Source organism: Chloroflexus sp., from assembly GCF_049970315.1.
Taxonomy (GTDB): Bacteria; Chloroflexota; Chloroflexia; order Chloroflexales; family Chloroflexaceae; genus Chloroflexus.
In genome coordinates, this window is sequence record NZ_JBMFNE010000001.1 from 79330 (window position 1) to 97401 (window position 18072).

The 18072-nt window shown below is 56.4% G+C and carries 17 protein-coding genes and 1 riboswitch; all 17 genes read left to right on the forward strand.

The features are described 5' to 3' along the window. Nucleotides 1-36: 36 nt before the first annotated feature. The 17 genes from ACP5OT_RS00360 to ACP5OT_RS00440 all read left to right on the forward strand — a co-directional run bounded on the left by ACP5OT_RS00360 (nt 37) and on the right by ACP5OT_RS00440 (nt 17982). Complete coding sequence (locus tag ACP5OT_RS00360) at nt 37-1140, forward strand: substrate-binding domain-containing protein (protein WP_424676755.1); 1104 nt, start codon at nt 37-39, stop codon at nt 1138-1140. A gap of 20 nt (nt 1141-1160) precedes the next feature. Further along, entirely contained in the window at nt 1161-2801 is a 1641-nt protein-coding gene (locus ACP5OT_RS00365; protein ID WP_428131036.1) for an extracellular solute-binding protein, read from the forward strand. Nucleotides 2802-2950: 149 nt separating this feature from the next. Then, nucleotides 2951-3676 (forward strand): hypothetical protein, encoded by a 726-nt coding sequence (locus ACP5OT_RS00370; RefSeq protein WP_424676753.1) that lies wholly within the window; start codon nt 2951-2953, stop codon nt 3674-3676. 99 nt (nt 3677-3775) lie between these two features. Next, on the forward strand, nt 3776-5239 hold the full coding sequence (locus ACP5OT_RS00375) for a sensor histidine kinase (protein WP_428113627.1): 1464 nt from the start codon (nt 3776-3778) through the stop codon (nt 5237-5239). Between the two features lie 466 nt (nt 5240-5705). Next, complete coding sequence (locus ACP5OT_RS00380) at nt 5706-6065, forward strand: response regulator (RefSeq protein WP_424676751.1); 360 nt, start codon at nt 5706-5708, stop codon at nt 6063-6065. Between the two features lie 349 nt (nt 6066-6414). Further along, entirely contained in the window at nt 6415-7854 is a 1440-nt protein-coding gene (gene hisZ, locus ACP5OT_RS00385; protein ID WP_424676750.1) for an ATP phosphoribosyltransferase regulatory subunit, read from the forward strand. Next, the gene (locus ACP5OT_RS00390; protein ID WP_424676749.1) at nt 7851-8537 is read left to right on the forward strand and encodes a hypothetical protein; all 687 of its coding nucleotides are present in this window, start codon (nt 7851-7853) and stop codon (nt 8535-8537) included. The genes hisZ and ACP5OT_RS00390 overlap by 4 nt, the downstream gene beginning before the upstream one ends. Then, on the forward strand, nt 8534-9547 hold the full coding sequence (gene hisG, locus ACP5OT_RS00395) for an ATP phosphoribosyltransferase (protein WP_424676748.1): 1014 nt from the start codon (nt 8534-8536) through the stop codon (nt 9545-9547). Before ACP5OT_RS00390 ends, hisG begins: the two co-directional genes overlap by 4 nt. After that, on the forward strand, nt 9544-10569 hold the full coding sequence (purM, locus tag ACP5OT_RS00400; protein WP_428131040.1) for a phosphoribosylformylglycinamidine cyclo-ligase: 1026 nt from the start codon (nt 9544-9546) through the stop codon (nt 10567-10569). Before hisG ends, purM begins: the two co-directional genes overlap by 4 nt. 32 nt (nt 10570-10601) lie before the next feature. After that, the gene (locus ACP5OT_RS00405; RefSeq protein WP_424676770.1) at nt 10602-11345 is read left to right on the forward strand and encodes a phosphoribosylaminoimidazolesuccinocarboxamide synthase; all 744 of its coding nucleotides are present in this window, start codon (nt 10602-10604) and stop codon (nt 11343-11345) included. Nucleotides 11346-11458: 113 nt separating this feature from the next. Beyond that, nucleotides 11459-11719 carry a GlsB/YeaQ/YmgE family stress response membrane protein gene (locus ACP5OT_RS00410; protein WP_424676746.1) on the forward strand — a complete coding sequence of 87 codons (261 nt, stop codon included), beginning with the start codon at nt 11459-11461 and terminating at the stop codon, nt 11717-11719. A gap of 147 nt (nt 11720-11866) precedes the next feature. Next, complete coding sequence (locus ACP5OT_RS00415) at nt 11867-12913, forward strand: [LysW]-lysine hydrolase (RefSeq protein ID WP_424676745.1); 1047 nt, start codon at nt 11867-11869, stop codon at nt 12911-12913. A gap of 173 nt (nt 12914-13086) precedes the next feature. Next, a riboswitch (cobalamin riboswitch) is annotated at nt 13087-13227 on the forward strand. Nucleotides 13228-13398: 171 nt separating this feature from the next. Further along, complete coding sequence (locus ACP5OT_RS00420; protein ID WP_428131044.1) at nt 13399-14460, forward strand: cell wall anchor protein; 1062 nt, start codon at nt 13399-13401, stop codon at nt 14458-14460. 31 nt (nt 14461-14491) lie between these two features. Further along, on the forward strand, nt 14492-15301 hold the full coding sequence (locus ACP5OT_RS00425) for a hypothetical protein (protein WP_428113251.1): 810 nt from the start codon (nt 14492-14494) through the stop codon (nt 15299-15301). A gap of 88 nt (nt 15302-15389) precedes the next feature. Further along, on the forward strand, nt 15390-16001 hold the full coding sequence (locus ACP5OT_RS00430; protein ID WP_424674528.1) for a histidine phosphatase family protein: 612 nt from the start codon (nt 15390-15392) through the stop codon (nt 15999-16001). Nucleotides 16002-16016: 15 nt separating this feature from the next. After that, on the forward strand, nt 16017-16772 hold the full coding sequence (gene cobS / locus ACP5OT_RS00435) for an adenosylcobinamide-GDP ribazoletransferase (protein WP_424674529.1): 756 nt from the start codon (nt 16017-16019) through the stop codon (nt 16770-16772). Nucleotides 16773-16857: 85 nt separating this feature from the next. Further along, a complete protein-coding gene (locus tag ACP5OT_RS00440) occupies nt 16858-17982 on the forward strand; it encodes an energy-coupling factor transporter transmembrane component T (protein WP_428113255.1) in 1125 nt (374 codons plus the stop codon). The last annotated feature ends 90 nt before the right edge of the window (nt 17983-18072 follow it).

Here is an 18072-nt window from a genome sequence, read left to right on the forward strand (position 1 = left end):
AGAAGTAGGCACCGCAGTAGTCAGAGAGAAACTGGCATGCTCCGTCTATCCCGCTTGATTGCCGGCACCTATCTCATCGCGACCCTTGTTCTCGTTGCGATTACCGTCATAAGTGGGGCGGTAGGTTGGGCGCCACTTCCATTACCAACCGTCGCCCCACCGATTCAGCTCGATATTGCGATCAGTTCGGAAAAAGAGGCCTGGCTACGCAGCGCGCTCGAACGATTTGCCAGCACCAACCCAACCGTCAACGGTCGTGCCATTAAAGTACGTATACGCGTCGCCGGATCACGTGATCTGATCACGGCGATTGAACGCGAAGGCTATCAGCCAACCGTCGTTAGCCCGGCCAGTACCCTCCAACTGGCCGAATTGCAGCAGTGGCAAGCCGATTGGTTACCCGAACCGGCCCAACCATTGGCGTTCTCGCCAGTAGTAGCTCTCATACGTACCGAGGGCATCGATAATCCGTGGCAATTGTGGCAGCGTGAACTCCCTGACCAGATCAACTCGCTTAAGATCGGTATCTCGTCACCGGTGTTAAGCAATGGAGGTCTGCAAACGCTGATTACGCTCGCTGCTCAGTATCACCAGACTACCGAACTAACCATCGCCAAAGCTCAGGACAGCGGATTCCGCGATTGGCTAAAACGCTTGAGCCGACAAGTCGTCAACTGGCCGGACAGCACCGGGGCACTCACCACCGATTTTGTCATCCGGCCTGGCGTGTACGACATCATTACCACCTACGAAAATCTCGCGTTGCAAGCATTTCGACAGGGTGAAGGGCGTGGCCTACAATCGCTACGGATTGCGTACCCCGCGAATCCGATTATCAGTGACCATCCGTTTGTTATTCTGAATGCGCCATGGGTGGGAAACGCTGAACGCGAAGCTGCAATACGTCTACGCACATTTCTGCTCAGTCCAACTGAACAGACTATTGCCATGCGTGAGTATGGCTTTCGTCCGGTCAATCCGCAAGTAAGGATCGACCTCGACGATTCATCATCCTTGTTCGGACGATACCGCGACAACGGCGTCCAACTCGATTTTCCATCACAACTCGCGCTACCAACAACCGACGTCGTCGCGGCACTGATTAATACATGGCGCACAGCGACAGAACGACAACAGTAATTTCATGAAGAGGAACTCCTATGCTCGCACGACCGCTGAAACTGCTTATTCTGCTGACCCTACTGACCATCCTGTTCGGCGGCTGTGGTAATCTTGACGGATTACTAGACGGAAGTGACGCTAATGCTATCACGATTACCATCGCGTACAGCCCGGAAAAGGACAAATGGCTGACCGAGCAGATTTCCCGTTTCAACGAACAGCGGATCATCGTCAACGACCGCCGAGTGCGCGTCGAAGGGATCAACAAGTCTTCGGGCGCAGCCCGCACCGAGATCAAGAACGGGACACTTCAAGTAACAGTGTGGAGTCCATCGGCCAGCACGTGGTTGGAAGTGCTGAAGCAAGAGACCGGTAATCAGAATGTGGCCGTTTCCAACAAGCCGCTCGTGCTCACCCCGGTCGTAATTGCGATGTGGAAGCCCATGGCCGAGGCGATGGGCTGGCCGAACAAACCAATTGGCTGGAAGGACATTCTCGACCTCACCAACGACCCGCAGGGCTGGGGCCGCTTCGGCCATCCAGAATGGGGCCGCTTCTCATGGGGCCATACCGATCCCGAAATAAGTACAACTGCCCTGAGTACACTCATTGCCGAATTCTACGCTGCAACCGGCAAACGAGAGGGATTAACCATCGCCGATGTCCAAAGCGAGGAGGCAACCCGCTTCATCCGTGACTTAGGGCGCAGTATTAAGCACTACGGCTACAATACGTTGATCTTCAGCGAAAACATGAAGAAGTTTGGCATGAGCTACATCTCAGCCTTCCCAATGGAAGAGATCACGCTCATCGACTTTAACAAGTTCAATCCACCACAGACACCGCTGGTCGCCATCTATCCGGCGGAAGGTACCTTCTGGCACGACAACCCCTTCATCATTATGGCAAGTGCCAATTCTGACGAACGTGATGCTGCCGAGCGGTTCTACGAATTTCTGCTCAGTGAAGAGAGCCAGCGGGCCGCAATGTCGTTTGGCTTTCGCCCGGCCAACCCCGACGTGCCATTGACCGATCCGATCAGCCCGGCGTTCGGTGTCGATCCGCAAGGTGTGCAGACCGTCTTGGCCGTGCCGACGGCAGAGGTGATCGTCGCAATCAAGAACTCGTGGTCACTCAACCGCAAGCGGGCCGACATCGTGCTAATAGTTGATACTTCTGGTTCGATGGAAGGAGATAAGCTCACTATGGTCAAGGCCGGGATCGAAACCTTTCTGATGCGGATTTTGCCTGAAGATCGCCTCGGTCTGATCACCTTTGATTCAACTGCCCGATTAGTGGTACCGATGGCACCACTCAGCGACAACCGGATCGCCTTACAAGATGCTGTGCAAGCGATGCGTGCCAGCGGGCGTACTGCGTTGTTCGATGCACTGATACTCGGGAAGCAGGTTCTTGATCAGTTACCAACTGCAGACGATGATCGCATTCGCGCGATTGTGTTGCTTTCGGATGGCGCTGACAATGCAAGCCAGAAATCACTCGATGACATCCGCACGTTATTCGATGAGAGCGGGATCAGCATCTTCCCGGTGGCTTATGGTAGCGACGCCGACCGACAGGTGCTTGATGCGATTGCCGAATTTTCGCGCACGATTGTCGTGGTCGGCGATACCGGTGATATTGCCCAAATTTTTGAAAACCTGAGCCGATATTTCTAATCAGCCCACGCCACCGACGATGTTGGACGGTAAGCGGCAGTCTCACCATCGCACATGTGTGCAACACGGGTGATGTGAGACTGTCTCGGCATCGAAAGAACAACGTGATATAATTGCAAAAGCAATTCCTGTATTATCGGTAAAATCGTATGACAATCCTGTGCACTGCTGCTCTTCAACCACTAAACCTGCTCGTACTGGTCGCAGCCTTGTTTGGTGGCTTAACGCTGACGATTTGGTGGCTACCGCTCGGTCTGGCGGTATACGTAGTAGCAACGTGGCTGGCGATGCGCGACCCTATGCTGACTGCACCACCGCCGATACCACGGCCACGGATCACCAGTCCGCGCCTGCGCGCGGCTATTAGCGAGATCGAGCGGTCGCAACGTGAGGTAGAGCGGGCCGCCGCTACCGCCCAAAGTGCTCTGGCCGGACTGCTCAGCACGATTGTAAATCAAACTCGTGATCTGCTTACCGACGCTTACGTAATGGCCGATAAAGGTCAGATTATCGAGAAATACTTGGCAGCGAATGATGTACAACGAATCGATCAACAGATAACTCAGCTCGATTGGCAGATCAGCGCTACCATCGACACCTTTACCCGCCAACAACTCGAAGAGCGACGCCAAGCCTTACTGTCCCAGAAACAGCACATCAACGATCTACAAACTTACTTCAACCGGATTCTGGCCCAACTCGCCAACATCGACGCCAGTCTTGATACGACGCTGGCCGAGATCATTCGGCTCCGTACAGCCGACGCAGTCGCCATCTCTTCGGCCAGCGGTGCAGTGCAAACGCGACTCGCCGACTTACGCCGAGATATGGAAGTCTTCCGTAAGGTGCTTGACACCGCTGTCACCGGTATCTAAGCAGATAATTCATCAGCTTTCAATGTTGTACCCGCGATGTACACGCTACAATATTAAGAACGAACATTCGTCCACCTACGTATAGCAAGGATACCCATCATGGTTGCGCGCAACATCGTTCCCGCCCGCACCGCCGTCGCAACACCTGATGAAAGTCTCGTCGCTGATCTTTTGCCACCAATGCTCGTTTTGTTGGCGACGTTGGCCGGTGCAGCACTCGGTATTCTGTTGCTGAACCGCTGGGACGGTAATGGCTGGGCATATGCGATCATTCTGTTGCTCATCTTGGCAACTGCAACCAGTGACCGGCTACGGCGACATGGTCAACTGCAGCGGGCTAGCATCACGATTGTCACAGCAACGACCCTCTTACCGATACTGAGTTGCGCGGCCTTCGGCTTCACCGACAACAACTTCGTCTATCTATCGGTACTGGGGGTATTTGCTGCCGGGATTATGGTCTCGTCGCGCGCACCCTATCAAGCGACGCAAGCGGCTATTCTGCTCTACATCATCTTGCTCCTGGCTGCCGATATCATCGGCCAACCACGCCCAACATGGTTTTCCGCGATCGGTGAGATTCTCTTTCTCGTGATCCTGTTGCTCAGCGCTGCAACGCTGAGTTGGGCCGCAGCGTATGTGGTACGTGGCACCATTAGTTGGGCAATTAATACTGCGCAAAAATCTGAACGGCGCGAGCAGTTACTGCGCGAGACGCAGGCCACGCTTGAGCGCGCTTTGCTCGAACGGGATTTGCTCAACGAGCAACTGTACCGCACCACGCTTGAGCTGGAAGAGGCACGCGCCGCTGCTGAAGCAGCCTACCGCTCAAAATCGAACTTTATGGCGACGATGTCGCATGAACTGCGGACACCACTCAATATTATCATCGGCTTCAGCACGGCAATGATCGAACACCCTGAAATGTACGGTGATGTCAAAATTGACGAGCAAATCTTGCAAGATATTGCCGAAATCCGACGCAGTGGTCAGCACTTGTTAGGTTTGATCAACGATATTCTCGATCTGGCGAAGATAGAAGCCGGCAAACTTGAGCTTAATCGCACGAATCTCGCCTTGCCACCGTTACTTGACGAAACCATCCGCACGGCGCAAGCGTTAGTCGGCGACCGTCCGATCCAGTTGCGGCGTGAGTATCATAACTCATTGCCAACCGTCTTCGCCGATGAGGTGCGCATCCGGCAGGTGCTCCTCAATCTGGTCTCGAATGCGTGCAAGTTTACCCACATGGGAGAGATTGCCGTTGGAGCACGCGCCGAGACCGACCAAGTGGTACTCTGGGTGCGCGATACCGGGATCGGGATCGCACCGGCCGATCAAGAACGGATCTTCCAGCAATTCGAGCAGGTAGAAAATGCCGATACTCGCCATCACGCTGGTACCGGTCTGGGCCTCTCGATCTGCCGCTGGTTGGTCGAGTTGCATGGTGGGCGGATGTGGCTCGAGAGTGAAGTGGGCAAAGGGAGCATCTTCTTCTTCTCACTACCATGCATTCGATCTAGTCCTCATGGCTCACGCATAACTTCAGACGAGTCAAGATGAATAGCAATTCGGTCATGGCGCACACAACACCCTCGGTCATAGCGAGCGCAACACCCTCGGTCATAGCGCACGCAACACCCTCGGTCATAGCGCACACAACACCCTCGGTCATAGCGAGCGCAACACCCTCGGTCATGTCGAGCGCAGCGAGACATCTTGCAGCCTACTCAGTCGCAATGCACCCGCACCATGCCAACGACTACCGGCTACACCAAGCGCAACCCTGGCAGATCGAGGTCATAGCAAGCGTAACACCCTCGGTCATGTCGAGCGCAGCGAGACATCTTACAACCTACTCAGTCGCAACACACCCGCACCATGCCAACGACTACCGGCTACACCAAGCGCAACCCTGGCAGATCGAGGTCATAGCGCACACAACACCCTCGGTCATGGCGAGCGCAGCGAGATATCTTCTCTACGTTTTACCATCGGCGGCATGAGATTAGCGAAGGAGCCTGGAACGATGGCCAAAGTCTTACTTGTCGATGACGTTTATACAGCCCGTTCGATGTTTGAACGTGTGCTTCGTCATGTTGGACGACACGAAGTGCTCTCGGTCAGTAGCGGTGCTGAAGCACTGGCAAAAGTTCACGAATTTGCTCCTGATGTGATCGTCCTTGATATTAGCATGGCCGACCGCGATGGTCTGATGGTGTTGCGCGATCTGCGTGCGCAAGGGATTACATGCCCGATTATTGCCCATACCGCACGTACCGAAAAGACACCGGGAGAGTTTGTCGCCCAAGGGTTTGATGCGTATGTTCCCAAGACGGGGAATCTGACCAATCTACTGAGTACGGTGCGCGATTTGGCAAAGCGATGACCTCCCGTGAGGTAGCAGCGATGCCTGCCTCCCCCCGTAACGCATACCGACGTCGGCGGATCGAAGATCACGTGAGCGTATCCTAATGATGTCGCGCACGGTCGTGTTCTTTCCGCCGGCAAGACGTCTCTCCCCCCCAGCTCGAACTGTAACCTCCTGCTGAATAGCTCGCCTGCCGTTGTACGCACACCGAGCTACAAAAGACTGTTGTTTCGCGCGTCGCGCTTCCGCTTGTTATAAAGTAGAGTGAAGCCGAGCGGTAGACTGCGACCTTCGGCGCGCCAATCAATTCTTGTTCATATCTGAATCGGTTACAATAAACGCAGGAACGGCCAACCGAGGAGGAGCTGTGACCGTTGATCTTGTACGCGGTATGCGAGACGTGATGCCGGCGGAATATCTCACCAGCCGGCATATACAAACGATATTAGAGCGAACGATAGCCAGCTTTGGTTATCAAATGATCGATGCTCCGATCATCGAGCATCGTGAATTGTATCTGCGCAAATTAGGTGAAGATCTCGTCGGCAAAGTGTATGAATTTAGCTTTGGTGGGCGTGATTTAGCGTTGCGTCCCGAATGGACAGCATCGGTGCTACGGGCCTACGTGGCCAGGATGCAAGACCAACCGCTCCCGCTGCGGCTGAGCTATGCCGGACCGGTATTCCGCTACGAACGGCCTCAACGTCACACCTACCGGCAGTTTACCCAAGTCGGTGGCGAGATCATCGGTGGACTGCCACCACGGGCCGATGCTGAGGTGATAGCCCTTGCCTGTGCCGGGCTTAACGCAGCCGGAGTAACCGATTACACAGTACGGATCGGTCATATTGGGCTGGCCCGCGAGCTGCTCAGCCGGTTTGACTTACCCGAACGAACCCGCGGGTTATTGGTTTGGAGCCTCGAACGGTTACGCGCCGAAGGCCTCGCACCAGTACGCGAGCGTGTCTTGACCAATCTTGGTACACCACCGGAGGGTCTAGAATTGCCGGCCGGGCTTGATGACGCGCAGGCCGCACTCTGGCTTGAACGGGTGTTAGCCGCAATGGGGATCGATTTACGCACCGGTACGCGCAGTCCGGCTGAAGTTATCCAACGGCTGTTACGGACTCTCCGCCGCGCCGATGAACAACCGTTGGTCGAAGCAGCATTGGCACAATTGGCCCGCTTAGCCGCCATCACCGGTACGCCGCACCACACCTTGCCGGCCCTTACCGATTTACTCGGTACCGAATCAGCAGCGTTTCGCGAATTGCAAGCGATCCTCGATCTGCTCATCGCCCACGGCGTATCCCCCCAACAGGTGATCATCGATGGTGCCTTGGGCCGTGGTCTACATTACTACACCGGCTTGATCTTTGAAGTCTACGACAGCGAAGGTAATCAACTCTGCGGTGGCGGGCGCTACGATGATCTGGTCGGCGCACTCGGTGGGCGGCAATCTGTACCGGCGGTAGGTTTTGCCTATGGACTGGAGCGGGTGGTTGCAGCCGCAACACCCCCAGAGCCAACCGATCCGCCCACCGTCTTGGTGGCCGCCGTGAGTGATGAAGACTACCCGTATGCCGTGCTGGTTGCCAACCTCCTGCGAATGAGTGGTCATACAGTCGTGCTCGATGTGCGCAAACGCAGCATCAAAGACAACTTGCGTGATGCCACGCGCCGTGGCTTCGCCGCAGCGGTGATCGCCGGAGCTGCCGAACGCGAAGGGGAGTATGTCGTGTGGCGCGATTTAGCGACCCGTACTGAGCGGCGCATTACCCTTGCTGAGCTAGGAGAGGGGCTATGAGTACAACACTAGCATGGGGGCGTTACACCGAGCTGCTGCCGCTCCAGCAACAACAGCTCGTGCAGAAGTACCCCATTGCATGGTTGCCATGGGCAACGTTGGTAGCGCGCGGGTTGCATCTCGCCCAAGGCGCCGCCGGCTTGATCGCCGAAACTGTGGCTGAACGAGCAATGCACCGTCTAGGCGGCGTGCTGTATCCCGTTTTGTGGCGCGATCCTAGCCTAGATATACCTCTGTTTCGCCAATTGCTAACGGCACGGCTGCAATCGATCGCCGATCAAGGGTTTCAAATAGCCGTTGTAATCGGCTTCCCCGACAACGCCGAGGTTGATCTGATGTTGATCGAAACCGCTGAAGCGATGCTACGTCAGCACCATCTGCTCACACTCGCCGTATCCCCCCTCGAACTGGTCGATACCACGATGCAAGACCGCGGTGCACTCTGGGAAACATCGCTCTTGCTGGCAATTCGACCAACGCTGGTCAACTTGCATCAACTTGACACCAACGACGAACGGAATGTCCGCGATCTCGCCAGTCCATCGCTTGGTCAACAAGTGCTCGTGCTAGCCGGCGAACGGTTAGCCACCGCCGTGCATGACGTTTACACACGGCAGAATGTCGCCGCAGTAACCGCACTCTACCAACAACGCCGTGTACAGTATCAGAGGTCGATACCATGACGCTGCGCTTTGCCATTCCCTCAAAGGGTTCCGGGTACGATGCCACCATTGCTTTACTTGAAAGTTGCGGTTTGCGTGTCACCCGTGCCAACCCGCGCCAGTATACGGCTATCCTCCGCGGCCTGCCCAACACCGAGGTCTTGCTCCACCGCCCTGCCGATATTGTCGCCAAAGTAGCCGAAGGAGCAATTGATCTTGGTATCACCGGCTACGACTTGTTGCACGAACAGTACGGCGACGACGACAATGATGTGCTCATCATCATTGATGATCTTGGCTTCTGGCGGGTGGAGCTTGTCTTTGCTGTGCCGCAAAGTTGGATCGACGTCACCTCGTGGGCCGATCTAGCCGATCTCGCGGTTGAGTTTCAAGCCCAAGGCCGCCGACTACGGATCGCAACGAAATACCCGAATACGGTGCGGCGGTTCTGCTACACCCAAGGGATCAACGTCTTCGAGCTGGTTGAGTCGCAAGGCGCTACCGAAGCAGCTCCCAGCCTTGGCTATGCCGACATTATTGCCGACATTACCGAAACCGGTACGGCCATTCGCGAGAATCAACTCAAAATCGTCGGGGGACCGATCCTCCGATCACAAGCGATCCTGATCGGTTCACGCCGCTCACTCCGTGGCAATCCGGCCCGACTCGAATTGGTCCGACAGCTTTGCGACCTGATCGAAGCGCGCCGACGTGGGCGCCAGTTCTATTCGCTGACGGCCAATCTGCCCGGCACCTCCGTAGAAGAGGTGGGACGCAAGGTTACGGCACGCCACGAGCTAGCCGGTTTGCAGGGGCCAACGATTGCACCGGTATGGAGCAAGTTCGCCGGTGCGAGTGGTTGGTACGCCGTCAATATTGTCGTGCCACAAGAGGAATTGTTACCGGCCATCGATTATCTGCGCAGCATTAGCGCTAGTAGCATTACAACCGTTCAAGTACAACATGTCTTCCAAGCCGAAAGCGAGGCGTTTGCGCGGCTCAGCGCTCGCCTTAGTGAGGAGCGATCATGAAATATAGTGCCGCCGGAGTTGATATTGCCGCCGCCACCCGGGCCAAAGAACTTATGACTACCGCCGTGCGCAGCACCCATGGGCCGGCCGTCTTAGCCGGAATGGGAGCGTTCGGTGGTTGTTTTGATGCCGCACTCGCTCTCGCCGGTATGCAGGCCCCGGTGCTCGTGAGCAGCACCGATGGTGTCGGGACCAAAACCTTAGTCGCCGCTGCTTTAGAACGCTACGATACGGTTGGGCAGGATTTAGTCAACCATGCCGTAAACGATATTTTGGTGCAGGGTGCGCGACCCCTCTTCTTTCTTGATTACATTGCCGTCGCCAAGCTTGATCCAGTCCAGATCGCAGCTATTGTCAACGGTGTGGCTGAAGGATGTCGCGCCGTCGGTTGTGCGCTGATCGGTGGTGAAACGGCTGAAATGCCCGATGTCTACGCACCCGGTGCCTTCGATCTGGCCGGTACAATTGTCGGTGTGGTCGAACGGGCCGATCTCTTGCCGCGCCCTGATGTGACTGTCGGAGATGCGATCTTGGCCCTCCCTAGCACCGGTCTACATACCAATGGCTACTCCCTGGCCCGTCGGATCGTCGCCCAACACTTCGCTACCGAAGGCTACCACGCGCGTCCGTCATTGCTCGGCGGACAAACCATCGGCGAGGCGCTCCTGGCTATTCACCGCTGTTATCTCTCTGAAGTGAACGCACTGCGCGCAGTTGTCCCGGTGAAAGCTCTCTGTCACATCACCGGCGGCGGGATTTACGACAATCTCCCCCGTGTGCTTCCCAAAGGAATGGGCGCAGAAATCGTGCGCGATAGTTGGACCGTTCCTCCGATCTGTCAGCTGCTTGTAGAAGTCGGTGGACTCGCCGAGCACGAGGCGTTTCACGCACTCAATATGGGGTTAGGCATGCTGGTGATCATCCCCGTCGAGTCGGTTGCCGCCGCTCAAAAGGTCGTTGCCGAAGCACAACTGGTCGGTAGAGTAACGGCCACACCAACAGTGCGCTTGGTCGACGGATAACATCTGAACATTCAGAGGAAAGAGAGACGATGATGGAGCTTGGTCACGTCCTTAGCGAAGGCAAAACAAAGATCGTCTACGCTCACCCAACCGATCCCGATCTCGCGATCCTCTTTCACAAAGACGGCATTACCGCCGGCGATGGTGCTCGCCGACACGTGATCGCCGGTAAAGGAGCCTTGGCAGGGCAAACGACGGCGAACGTCTTTCGCTTACTCAACCGGGCTGGAATTGCTACCCACTTCGTAGATGCGCCGGAACCGACGCTGACGGTAGTGCGGCGCTGTGTCATGATTCCACTCGAAGTGGTTATGCGTCGCGTACCGGCAGGATCGTATCTGCGCCGCCACCCGGAAGCTGCCGGACAACGGTTTGATCCGCCATTGGTCGAGTTTTTTCTGAAAGACGACGCACGTCACGACCCGCAGATCACACCCGACGAGATAGTAACTCAAGGCATCGCCACGCCCGCTGAAGTCGAACAGATGATAACGACCGGACAAGAGGTGTTTACGACGCTCGAAGCAGCATGGGCAACACTTGACGTAACGCTCGTCGATCTCAAGATCGAGTTTGGTCGGGCAAGCGACGGTACATTGCTGGTCGCCGATGTAATCGATAACGATTCGTGGCGGATCTGGCCGGGTGGTGATCCCAACCGTATGCTCGACAAGCAGGTATATCGGAACGCGCAGGTTGTTGATGAAGATGTATTGGCCGACGTATACGCACGCTACGCGCAAGTCGCCGAACTGACCGGACGATGGGAGGTTTGAATCAGAACAATTGATGCAACAGCCAATTGCCTTACAGTGCCGGGCCATGCTATAGTGTGGTTGTATGAGTCATCAGAGTTGCCAATGCAAGACGACAAGAAGGAGGATAAGTGATGACGCTCGATCCCGGCGGTATCATCGCATGGCTTTTAGTCGGGCTTATTGCCGGTTGGCTGGCCGGAAAGGTCACGGGCAGCTCGCGTGGGTTGGTCAGCGATCTTGTACTCGGTTTGATCGGAGCATTTGTGGGTGGTTTCATCTTCGGTCTGCTCGGTATTAGCGGGAATGCCGGTTTTTTCGGCAGTATAGTAGTCGCTACGATTGGCGCGGTCATTTTAATTTCGCTGAGCCGTGTCATATACGGCAAACGCTAAGTGACAGCGAACCAACTGCGTAGTCGTATAACCCCTTCACCGGTAGCGGTGAGGGGGATTTTGATATTTACAAACAGTTCCTGCTACTATAGGAACTGAGGATACACACTTGCCTCACAGGTTACAAAACACCGGTCAGGAGGTGGTATGAATGACGCAATCGAGTTTCTGATGCGACTATTACGCACACCGTCGGTCTCCGGACAAGAAGCGGCAGCAGTGCAGGTCATGGTCGAGCAAATGGCGGCGTTTGGCTGGGAAGCTTTCGTCGATGAGTCGGGCAGTGCAGTTGGGTGTGTGGGAACAGACGGGCCATTGGTCGTACTCCTCGGACACATCGACACTGTACCCGGCGAGATACCGGTACGGATCGTCGACGATAAGCTGTATGGACGAGGAGCGGTCGATGCCAAAGGGCCGTTGGCAACATTTGTGTGGGCGGCACGGCAAGCCGAGTTAGCCGGAACCTTACGTTGTCGCTTAATCATTATCGGCGCTACCGAAGAAGAGGCAGCCAGTTCACGTGGGGCACATGCAGCCCGCGATCGTTACCGTCCCGATTTTTGCATCATTGGGGAACCGAGCGGCTGGGATCGGGTTACGCTCGGTTATAAGGGACGGTTACTCGCTCACTACCACTACCACCAACCGGCAGCGCATAGCGCCGGTGAACAACGAGCTGCGCCGGAAGTGATGGTCGACTTCTGGCGTGCAGTTGAGAACTATTGCCAAACGGTCAATGCCGGACGTGAGCGATTGTTCGATCAACTCATCCCCTCACTGCGCCGGGTGAGCAGCGGTAGCGATGGAATAACGGAATGGGTAGAAGCAACCATCGGCCTACGTTTACCACCCGGTCTTGACCCAACAGTACTCGCCGAGACTCTCCGTCACTTGGCCGGCTCAGCCGACATCTCTTTTGAAGGTGCATGTCCCGCATTTCAAAGCTCACGCACCACGCCACTCGCCGGCGCTTTTGTCCGCGCCATCCGGCAACATGGTGGTCAACCGGCCTTTCTGCATAAAACCGGTACCGCCGATATGAACGTCGTCGGACCGGTGTGGCAATGTCCAATTGTTGCCTATGGACCGGGTGATTCACGACTCGATCACACTCCCGACGAACATATCGTGTTATCCGAGTATGGACGGGCCATTGCCGTGTTAGCCGATGTCTTGACGCAACTGCGCTGAGTATATTTTGGGAAAACACCTAATAGCAAGCAATTATCGAACACTTATTGTTGATAACGGTAATATACAGTTTATTTAGACTTGCAAATTCACAACAATATCTATTCGTCGTTGACGAACAGATGCATGTGTGGTACTATTGCCACAATTGAATATAAGCAACTGCGGGGTGTGTATCACCCCGCCGGTAGGGAGCCCGGAGGAAGCGAAGGGCTTAATTGGGGGAAGTCCGGTCAAAGGCCGGCGCAGTCCACGCTACTGTAGGTCGCCATTGGCGACGAGCCAGAATGCCCGTCCCTACTCGTTCGCTATCACACCCGCGTTGGTAAGGGAGTGAGGCGGTCGCAAGATTGGCATGCATTCTTGCCTTCGTCGATTCACACCCTCCACACGGCGTGGAGGGTATTTTGTTGCGATCAACGGGCGTGATCTGCGCGTGAGATGGAAGGGTAGGTTCGATCTGCAACGAAAGGACATGATTTGCTATGCGCCGCATATATGCCCTGCTCGTCACACTCATTGTGAGTCTCGTCGTCTGGCAACCGGTAATTGCCCAGACCAACGCCATTGAGGCGGCATTAACATGGGTTGCCGGTCAACAACAAGCTGATGGCAGTTTTGCCGGTTTTGGTCCCGGTGATACCGCCGATGCAATCGTTGCCTTTGTCGCCGGCGGGCAACAACCACCGGCGAACGCCGTTACCTATCTCGCCGGACAAGCGGCCACGTATGGAACCTCTTCGGCCGGCGCGACTGCGAAGGTCATTTTGGCTGCCGTCGCCGCCCAGCGCGATCCACTCACCTTCGGTGGCGTGAATTTAGCCCATCAACTCGGCACCTTCTACGATCCGGCAACCGGCCAATACGGGAGTGATGTCTACGGGCACGCCTTGGCATTGCTCGCCATCAAAGCGATGGGGGTTGAACCACCGGCAGCCGCCATCAATCGGTTGATCGCGTTGCAATTGCGCGACGGTGGTTGGAGCTTTGATGGGGCAGCAGCAACCGGCAGCGACACCAACACCACGAGCCTGGCGGTGATGGCATTGAGTGGCTATGCCCGCACCGCCGATGCACTGACGGCAGCACGATCCTATCTGCGCGGTCAGCAAAACCCCGATGGTGGGTTCCCCTACTCACAAACGTCGGCGTTCGGTAACGCCAGTGACGCCAATTCGACAGCAGCGGTCGTTCAGGCCATTCTTGCACTGGGCGAAAACCCGAACGACGCAGCGTGGAAGCAAGGTGATGCCACTCCGTTGAGCGCTTTAGCCGCATTTCAGAATAGTAGTGGCGCGTTCCGCTATCAAGATGCAATGCCCGACGACAACGCACTTGCCACCTATCAAGCCATTCCGGCGCTGGCCCGTCGGACGTTGCCGGTCGCAACCACGACGATCCCGACCGCGCAGAGCTTGATCGCACCTGCCGGCACGTTACCACGCACCGGTGGCGAACCGATTATACCCCTACCGTTGTTGGTTGTCGGCGGGTTGGGATTACTGGTTGCCGGGGTAGCGCTGCGACGCACATCGGCCCAAGTATGAATTTGTGACCGAAAGCTCTTACCAGTTACCTATGCGATCACTGCGATTTCTGTTGATTTTGTTCGCCGTCGCCCTCCTCTCCGGCGTAGCCGCCGCGCAACCGGCGGTCAACCGCGCCGGGATAGTAGTTCGCTTTGGTAACGGTGAAGTCTTTACAGCATGCGTGACGTTTAGCGAACCGAGTATCAGCGGTCTCGAACTCCTTGAACGCAGTGGCTTGCCGGTGATTAGTCAGCAGAGCAGGATTGGCGCTGCGGTTTGCAAAATCGGGGACGAAGGGTGTGACTACCCGGCTACAAGCTGCTTCTGTGCCCGCGAGCAGGGTCGAGTAGTTTACTGGGCTTTTTACCTGCGTGATCAAGATGGGTGGCGCTATTCTAACCTCGGTGCGAGTAATGTGCGGGTCGGTGATGGTGATTTACATGGTTGGGCATGGGGTCCAGGTGACACCAGTGGTGGGGCCGTTCCACCCGATCTTACCTTCGCCGACGTTTGTCTGCGGGAGACGGTAGCAGACTCGACGACAGCACCGACGGTTACGCCCAAACCGACCGCGAAGGCAACTGTCGGGCCAACGCTGACACCACCGCCAACCGCGACGGCACCGGTCATGCCCACGTCCACGCCCGTACCATCACCATCGGCAACTGCGACGGCACCGGTCATGCCCACGTCCACGCCCGTACCATCGGCAACTGCAACTGTGCTGCCGGCAGGCGGAGTTTCTCAAGAGACATCGACTACTTCAGGCGATAGCAGCCAGTGGTGGGGTTTTGTAGCATTAGTAGCCCTCTTGCTCGGAGCAATCGTCGTGACGCTCAGACGAAGGGGTGCCACTTGATCACACAGATGAACGGGTGCAGATGGTGTAGTTGGGGTAGCACGATCTCGTCATCTACCTAACCGTACCGACCTGGAAGAGCTTACTTATGCGCACCAGCATTTGGCTTGTTCGCCACGGCCAAACCGTTGCCAATCGCGCCCGTCGCTATCTAGGTCACGGTGACAGCCCGCTGACTACCTACGGTCAGCGACAGCACGAAGCTGTCGTCTGTCGCTTGCGAGCATTGCCATTCACCCACGCCATCGTTAGTCCGACCGAACGCACCCGCGCGCTGGCGGTTGCCATCACCAAACACCGCCCATCGATTGCTATCGCCGAAGACCCGCGTTGGCGCGAGATCGATCAGGGACAATGGGAAGGATTAACGTACCGTGAGGTACTTCAACGCTTTCCCGGCGATGCCCAAGCGCGCTGGACCGATGGGATCAACGGCAAACCGACCGGTGGCGAGAGTCTGGCCGACGTAGCGACTCGCGTTGGTGAAGCCTGGCACGAACTACGCTCACACTATGTCGGCGAACGAGTGATCGTTATCACTCATGCTACCCCTATCCAATTGGTACTCTGTTTCTGTTGTCAGACACCGGTAGCCGAACATTGGCGTTGGCGGATCGATCTGGGCAGCCTGACTGCCCTTGACATATACGGCTCATCGATCATTATCCGCATGGTTAACAACGTACCACCGATACGCTAGCGCATGGAGCTTTCTATGAACGAAATGCCGGTCCGCTCGGTCAATGGCTTCATCGAAGCGATCCGCTTTTTGACCATTATCCCCCTACCCGGCATACCGCCAATGAATGAACAGAGTGTGGTACGGGCCATCCCGTGGTTTCCGATAGTCGGATTGGTCATTGGCGGTGCGCTGGTAGCTACCGATCGCATAGTCCGCCCACTGTGGGGTGATCTAACGGCGGCAGTGATGGTGATGGCGATCTGGGGCATCATTACCGGTGGTCTCCATCTCGATGGTCTGAGTGACACCTTCGATGCGGTGATGAGTTGGCGGTCGCGTGAACGTAAACTCGAAATCATGAAAGATAGTCGGATCGGGGCGATGGGTGCATTAGCGCTGATCGTACTGATTATGTTCAAAGTAGCACTCATCACAGAAGCGACAAACGTGTGGCCGGCGTTGCTGTTGGCCCCGATGCTAGGGCGATGGGCCGATTGCTATGGGATCTATCGCTTTCCCGCTGCCCGCGAAGGTGGACTGGGCCGGACCTTTAACGCGCAAGTACGTCAACAAGATCTGTGGTTGTCTTCGGCTATGATGCTCGGTGCGGCATGGCTTGTCGCCGGTATCACCGGAATCGTGGCTGCTGTATTCGTGTTAGGAGTTGCGCATCTGCTGGCAAGCTGGTGGGTACGCGATCTGGGCGGTCTCACCGGCGACACCTATGGTGCGCTCTGTGAAATCGGTGAAGTTGTGGCGCTGGCCGTACTGACGGCAAACCTGTCATAGGAGGTAGTGGATCGGAGACGGTACGTACCGACGATGTAGGCTATCACCCGCCCCGCGCCCAAAAGACAACGAAGAAGGATTGCGCATGCATACCCGCACGTGGCTGGTGTGGTTGGCTGCTACTACAGCGATCGCAATACTGGCCCCACACCCACTTTACCACCTGTTGATCATGTTAGCGGTCGGCTATGTATTCGTAGCGCGCCGTGATGATCGCCCACTGGCACGTAGTTTCCCACTGTTTGCCCGTGCCGGAGCAGTGATCTGGCTCAGTTACATTGTTTTTGCGGTGATCACAGTGGGTGGGCCACGCGGGGCCACAGTTTTGTTCAACGCACCGACATACCAATTACCGGTATGGTTAGGCGGAATTGTCTTGGGTGGACCGATCACCGCCGAAGCATTAGCGTGGGGAGCGACGCGCGGATTGAGCTTATGGACGCTTCTGCTGATCTTCGGTACGTTCAATGCCTTAGTTGATCACCATCGGTTGCTGCGTCTCGTGCCACGCTCACTCTTTCACGCCGGATTAGCCGTCACGATTGCCATCGCTTTCGCACCGGGACTAGTGCGCAGTGGGCAAGAAATTATCGCCGCGCAACGCGCACGCGGCCACCGCTTTGGCAGCATCCGGAGCTGGTGGGCGCTCGTCGGACCACTGTTAGCCGGGAGCCTCGAACGCGCATTGCAGCTCGCCGAAGCATTAGAGGCCCGCGGATACGGACGCACGCTCACCAAACCAAGTACTGGTCGTATGATCGGCCTGCTGCTTGGGCTTAGTATACTCGCTACCACATTGATAAGCTGGCTCTGGGCTGGCCCCACCGTTCTACCGATTATGGCTCCACTTGGCGGCATCGGGCTAGCACTCGTCTGGTGGTCGTCCCACCAACTCAGTCGGACCGTATCCCGAACGACGTATCGCCGTGAAAGGTGGCACCACCACGATACCATCACCTGTCTTACCGCTGTCAGTGCAGCCATCGTGATCGCCACGTTGCGGCTCCTCGAACCAACAGCTCTCGTCTACTACCCGTTTCCTCAAATCATACCCCCCACCTTCGATCTGCGCATCGGCGCTACCATCTTGGCCCTCGCCGTACCGGCCATACCGGCGCGCACATCAGCCCTGCGTCGCGCCCACCGGATCGTCGCCGACCGTCGTGCTGCGCGTCGCGCGGTCCAACAGCAGAGCGCATTTGCCGATTAGAGGCAGATAACCCTCTAACCGCCGGTTAGCAAACCGATCCATACGTATGGGTTGTATCACCACCCCCAACGTGCTATGCTCACAGTAAGG

What these genes read in the sequence shown, in the direction of transcription:
- ACP5OT_RS00360 (WP_424676755.1), top strand. Translation starts at nt 37, where the DNA reads ATGCTCCGTCTATCCCGCTTGATTGCCGGCACCTATCTCATCGCGACC.
- ACP5OT_RS00365 (WP_428131036.1), top strand. Translation starts at nt 1,161, where the DNA reads ATGCTCGCACGACCGCTGAAACTGCTTATTCTGCTGACCCTACTGACC.
- ACP5OT_RS00370 (WP_424676753.1), top strand. Translation starts at nt 2,951, where the DNA reads ATGACAATCCTGTGCACTGCTGCTCTTCAACCACTAAACCTGCTCGTA.
- ACP5OT_RS00375 (WP_428113627.1), top strand. Translation starts at nt 3,776, where the DNA reads ATGGTTGCGCGCAACATCGTTCCCGCCCGCACCGCCGTCGCAACACCT.
- ACP5OT_RS00380 (WP_424676751.1), top strand. Translation starts at nt 5,706, where the DNA reads ATGGCCAAAGTCTTACTTGTCGATGACGTTTATACAGCCCGTTCGATG.
- ACP5OT_RS00390 (WP_424676749.1), top strand. Translation starts at nt 7,851, where the DNA reads ATGAGTACAACACTAGCATGGGGGCGTTACACCGAGCTGCTGCCGCTC.
- hisG (WP_424676748.1), top strand. Translation starts at nt 8,534, where the DNA reads ATGACGCTGCGCTTTGCCATTCCCTCAAAGGGTTCCGGGTACGATGCC.
- purM (WP_428131040.1), top strand. Translation starts at nt 9,544, where the DNA reads ATGAAATATAGTGCCGCCGGAGTTGATATTGCCGCCGCCACCCGGGCC.
- ACP5OT_RS00405 (WP_424676770.1), top strand. Translation starts at nt 10,602, where the DNA reads ATGGAGCTTGGTCACGTCCTTAGCGAAGGCAAAACAAAGATCGTCTAC.
- ACP5OT_RS00410 (WP_424676746.1), top strand. Translation starts at nt 11,459, where the DNA reads ATGACGCTCGATCCCGGCGGTATCATCGCATGGCTTTTAGTCGGGCTT.
- ACP5OT_RS00415 (WP_424676745.1), top strand. Translation starts at nt 11,867, where the DNA reads ATGAATGACGCAATCGAGTTTCTGATGCGACTATTACGCACACCGTCG.
- ACP5OT_RS00420 (WP_428131044.1), top strand. Translation starts at nt 13,399, where the DNA reads ATGCGCCGCATATATGCCCTGCTCGTCACACTCATTGTGAGTCTCGTC.
- ACP5OT_RS00425 (WP_428113251.1), top strand. Translation starts at nt 14,492, where the DNA reads ATGCGATCACTGCGATTTCTGTTGATTTTGTTCGCCGTCGCCCTCCTC.
- ACP5OT_RS00430 (WP_424674528.1), top strand. Translation starts at nt 15,390, where the DNA reads ATGCGCACCAGCATTTGGCTTGTTCGCCACGGCCAAACCGTTGCCAAT.
- cobS (WP_424674529.1), top strand. Translation starts at nt 16,017, where the DNA reads ATGAACGAAATGCCGGTCCGCTCGGTCAATGGCTTCATCGAAGCGATC.
- ACP5OT_RS00440 (WP_428113255.1), top strand. Translation starts at nt 16,858, where the DNA reads ATGCATACCCGCACGTGGCTGGTGTGGTTGGCTGCTACTACAGCGATC.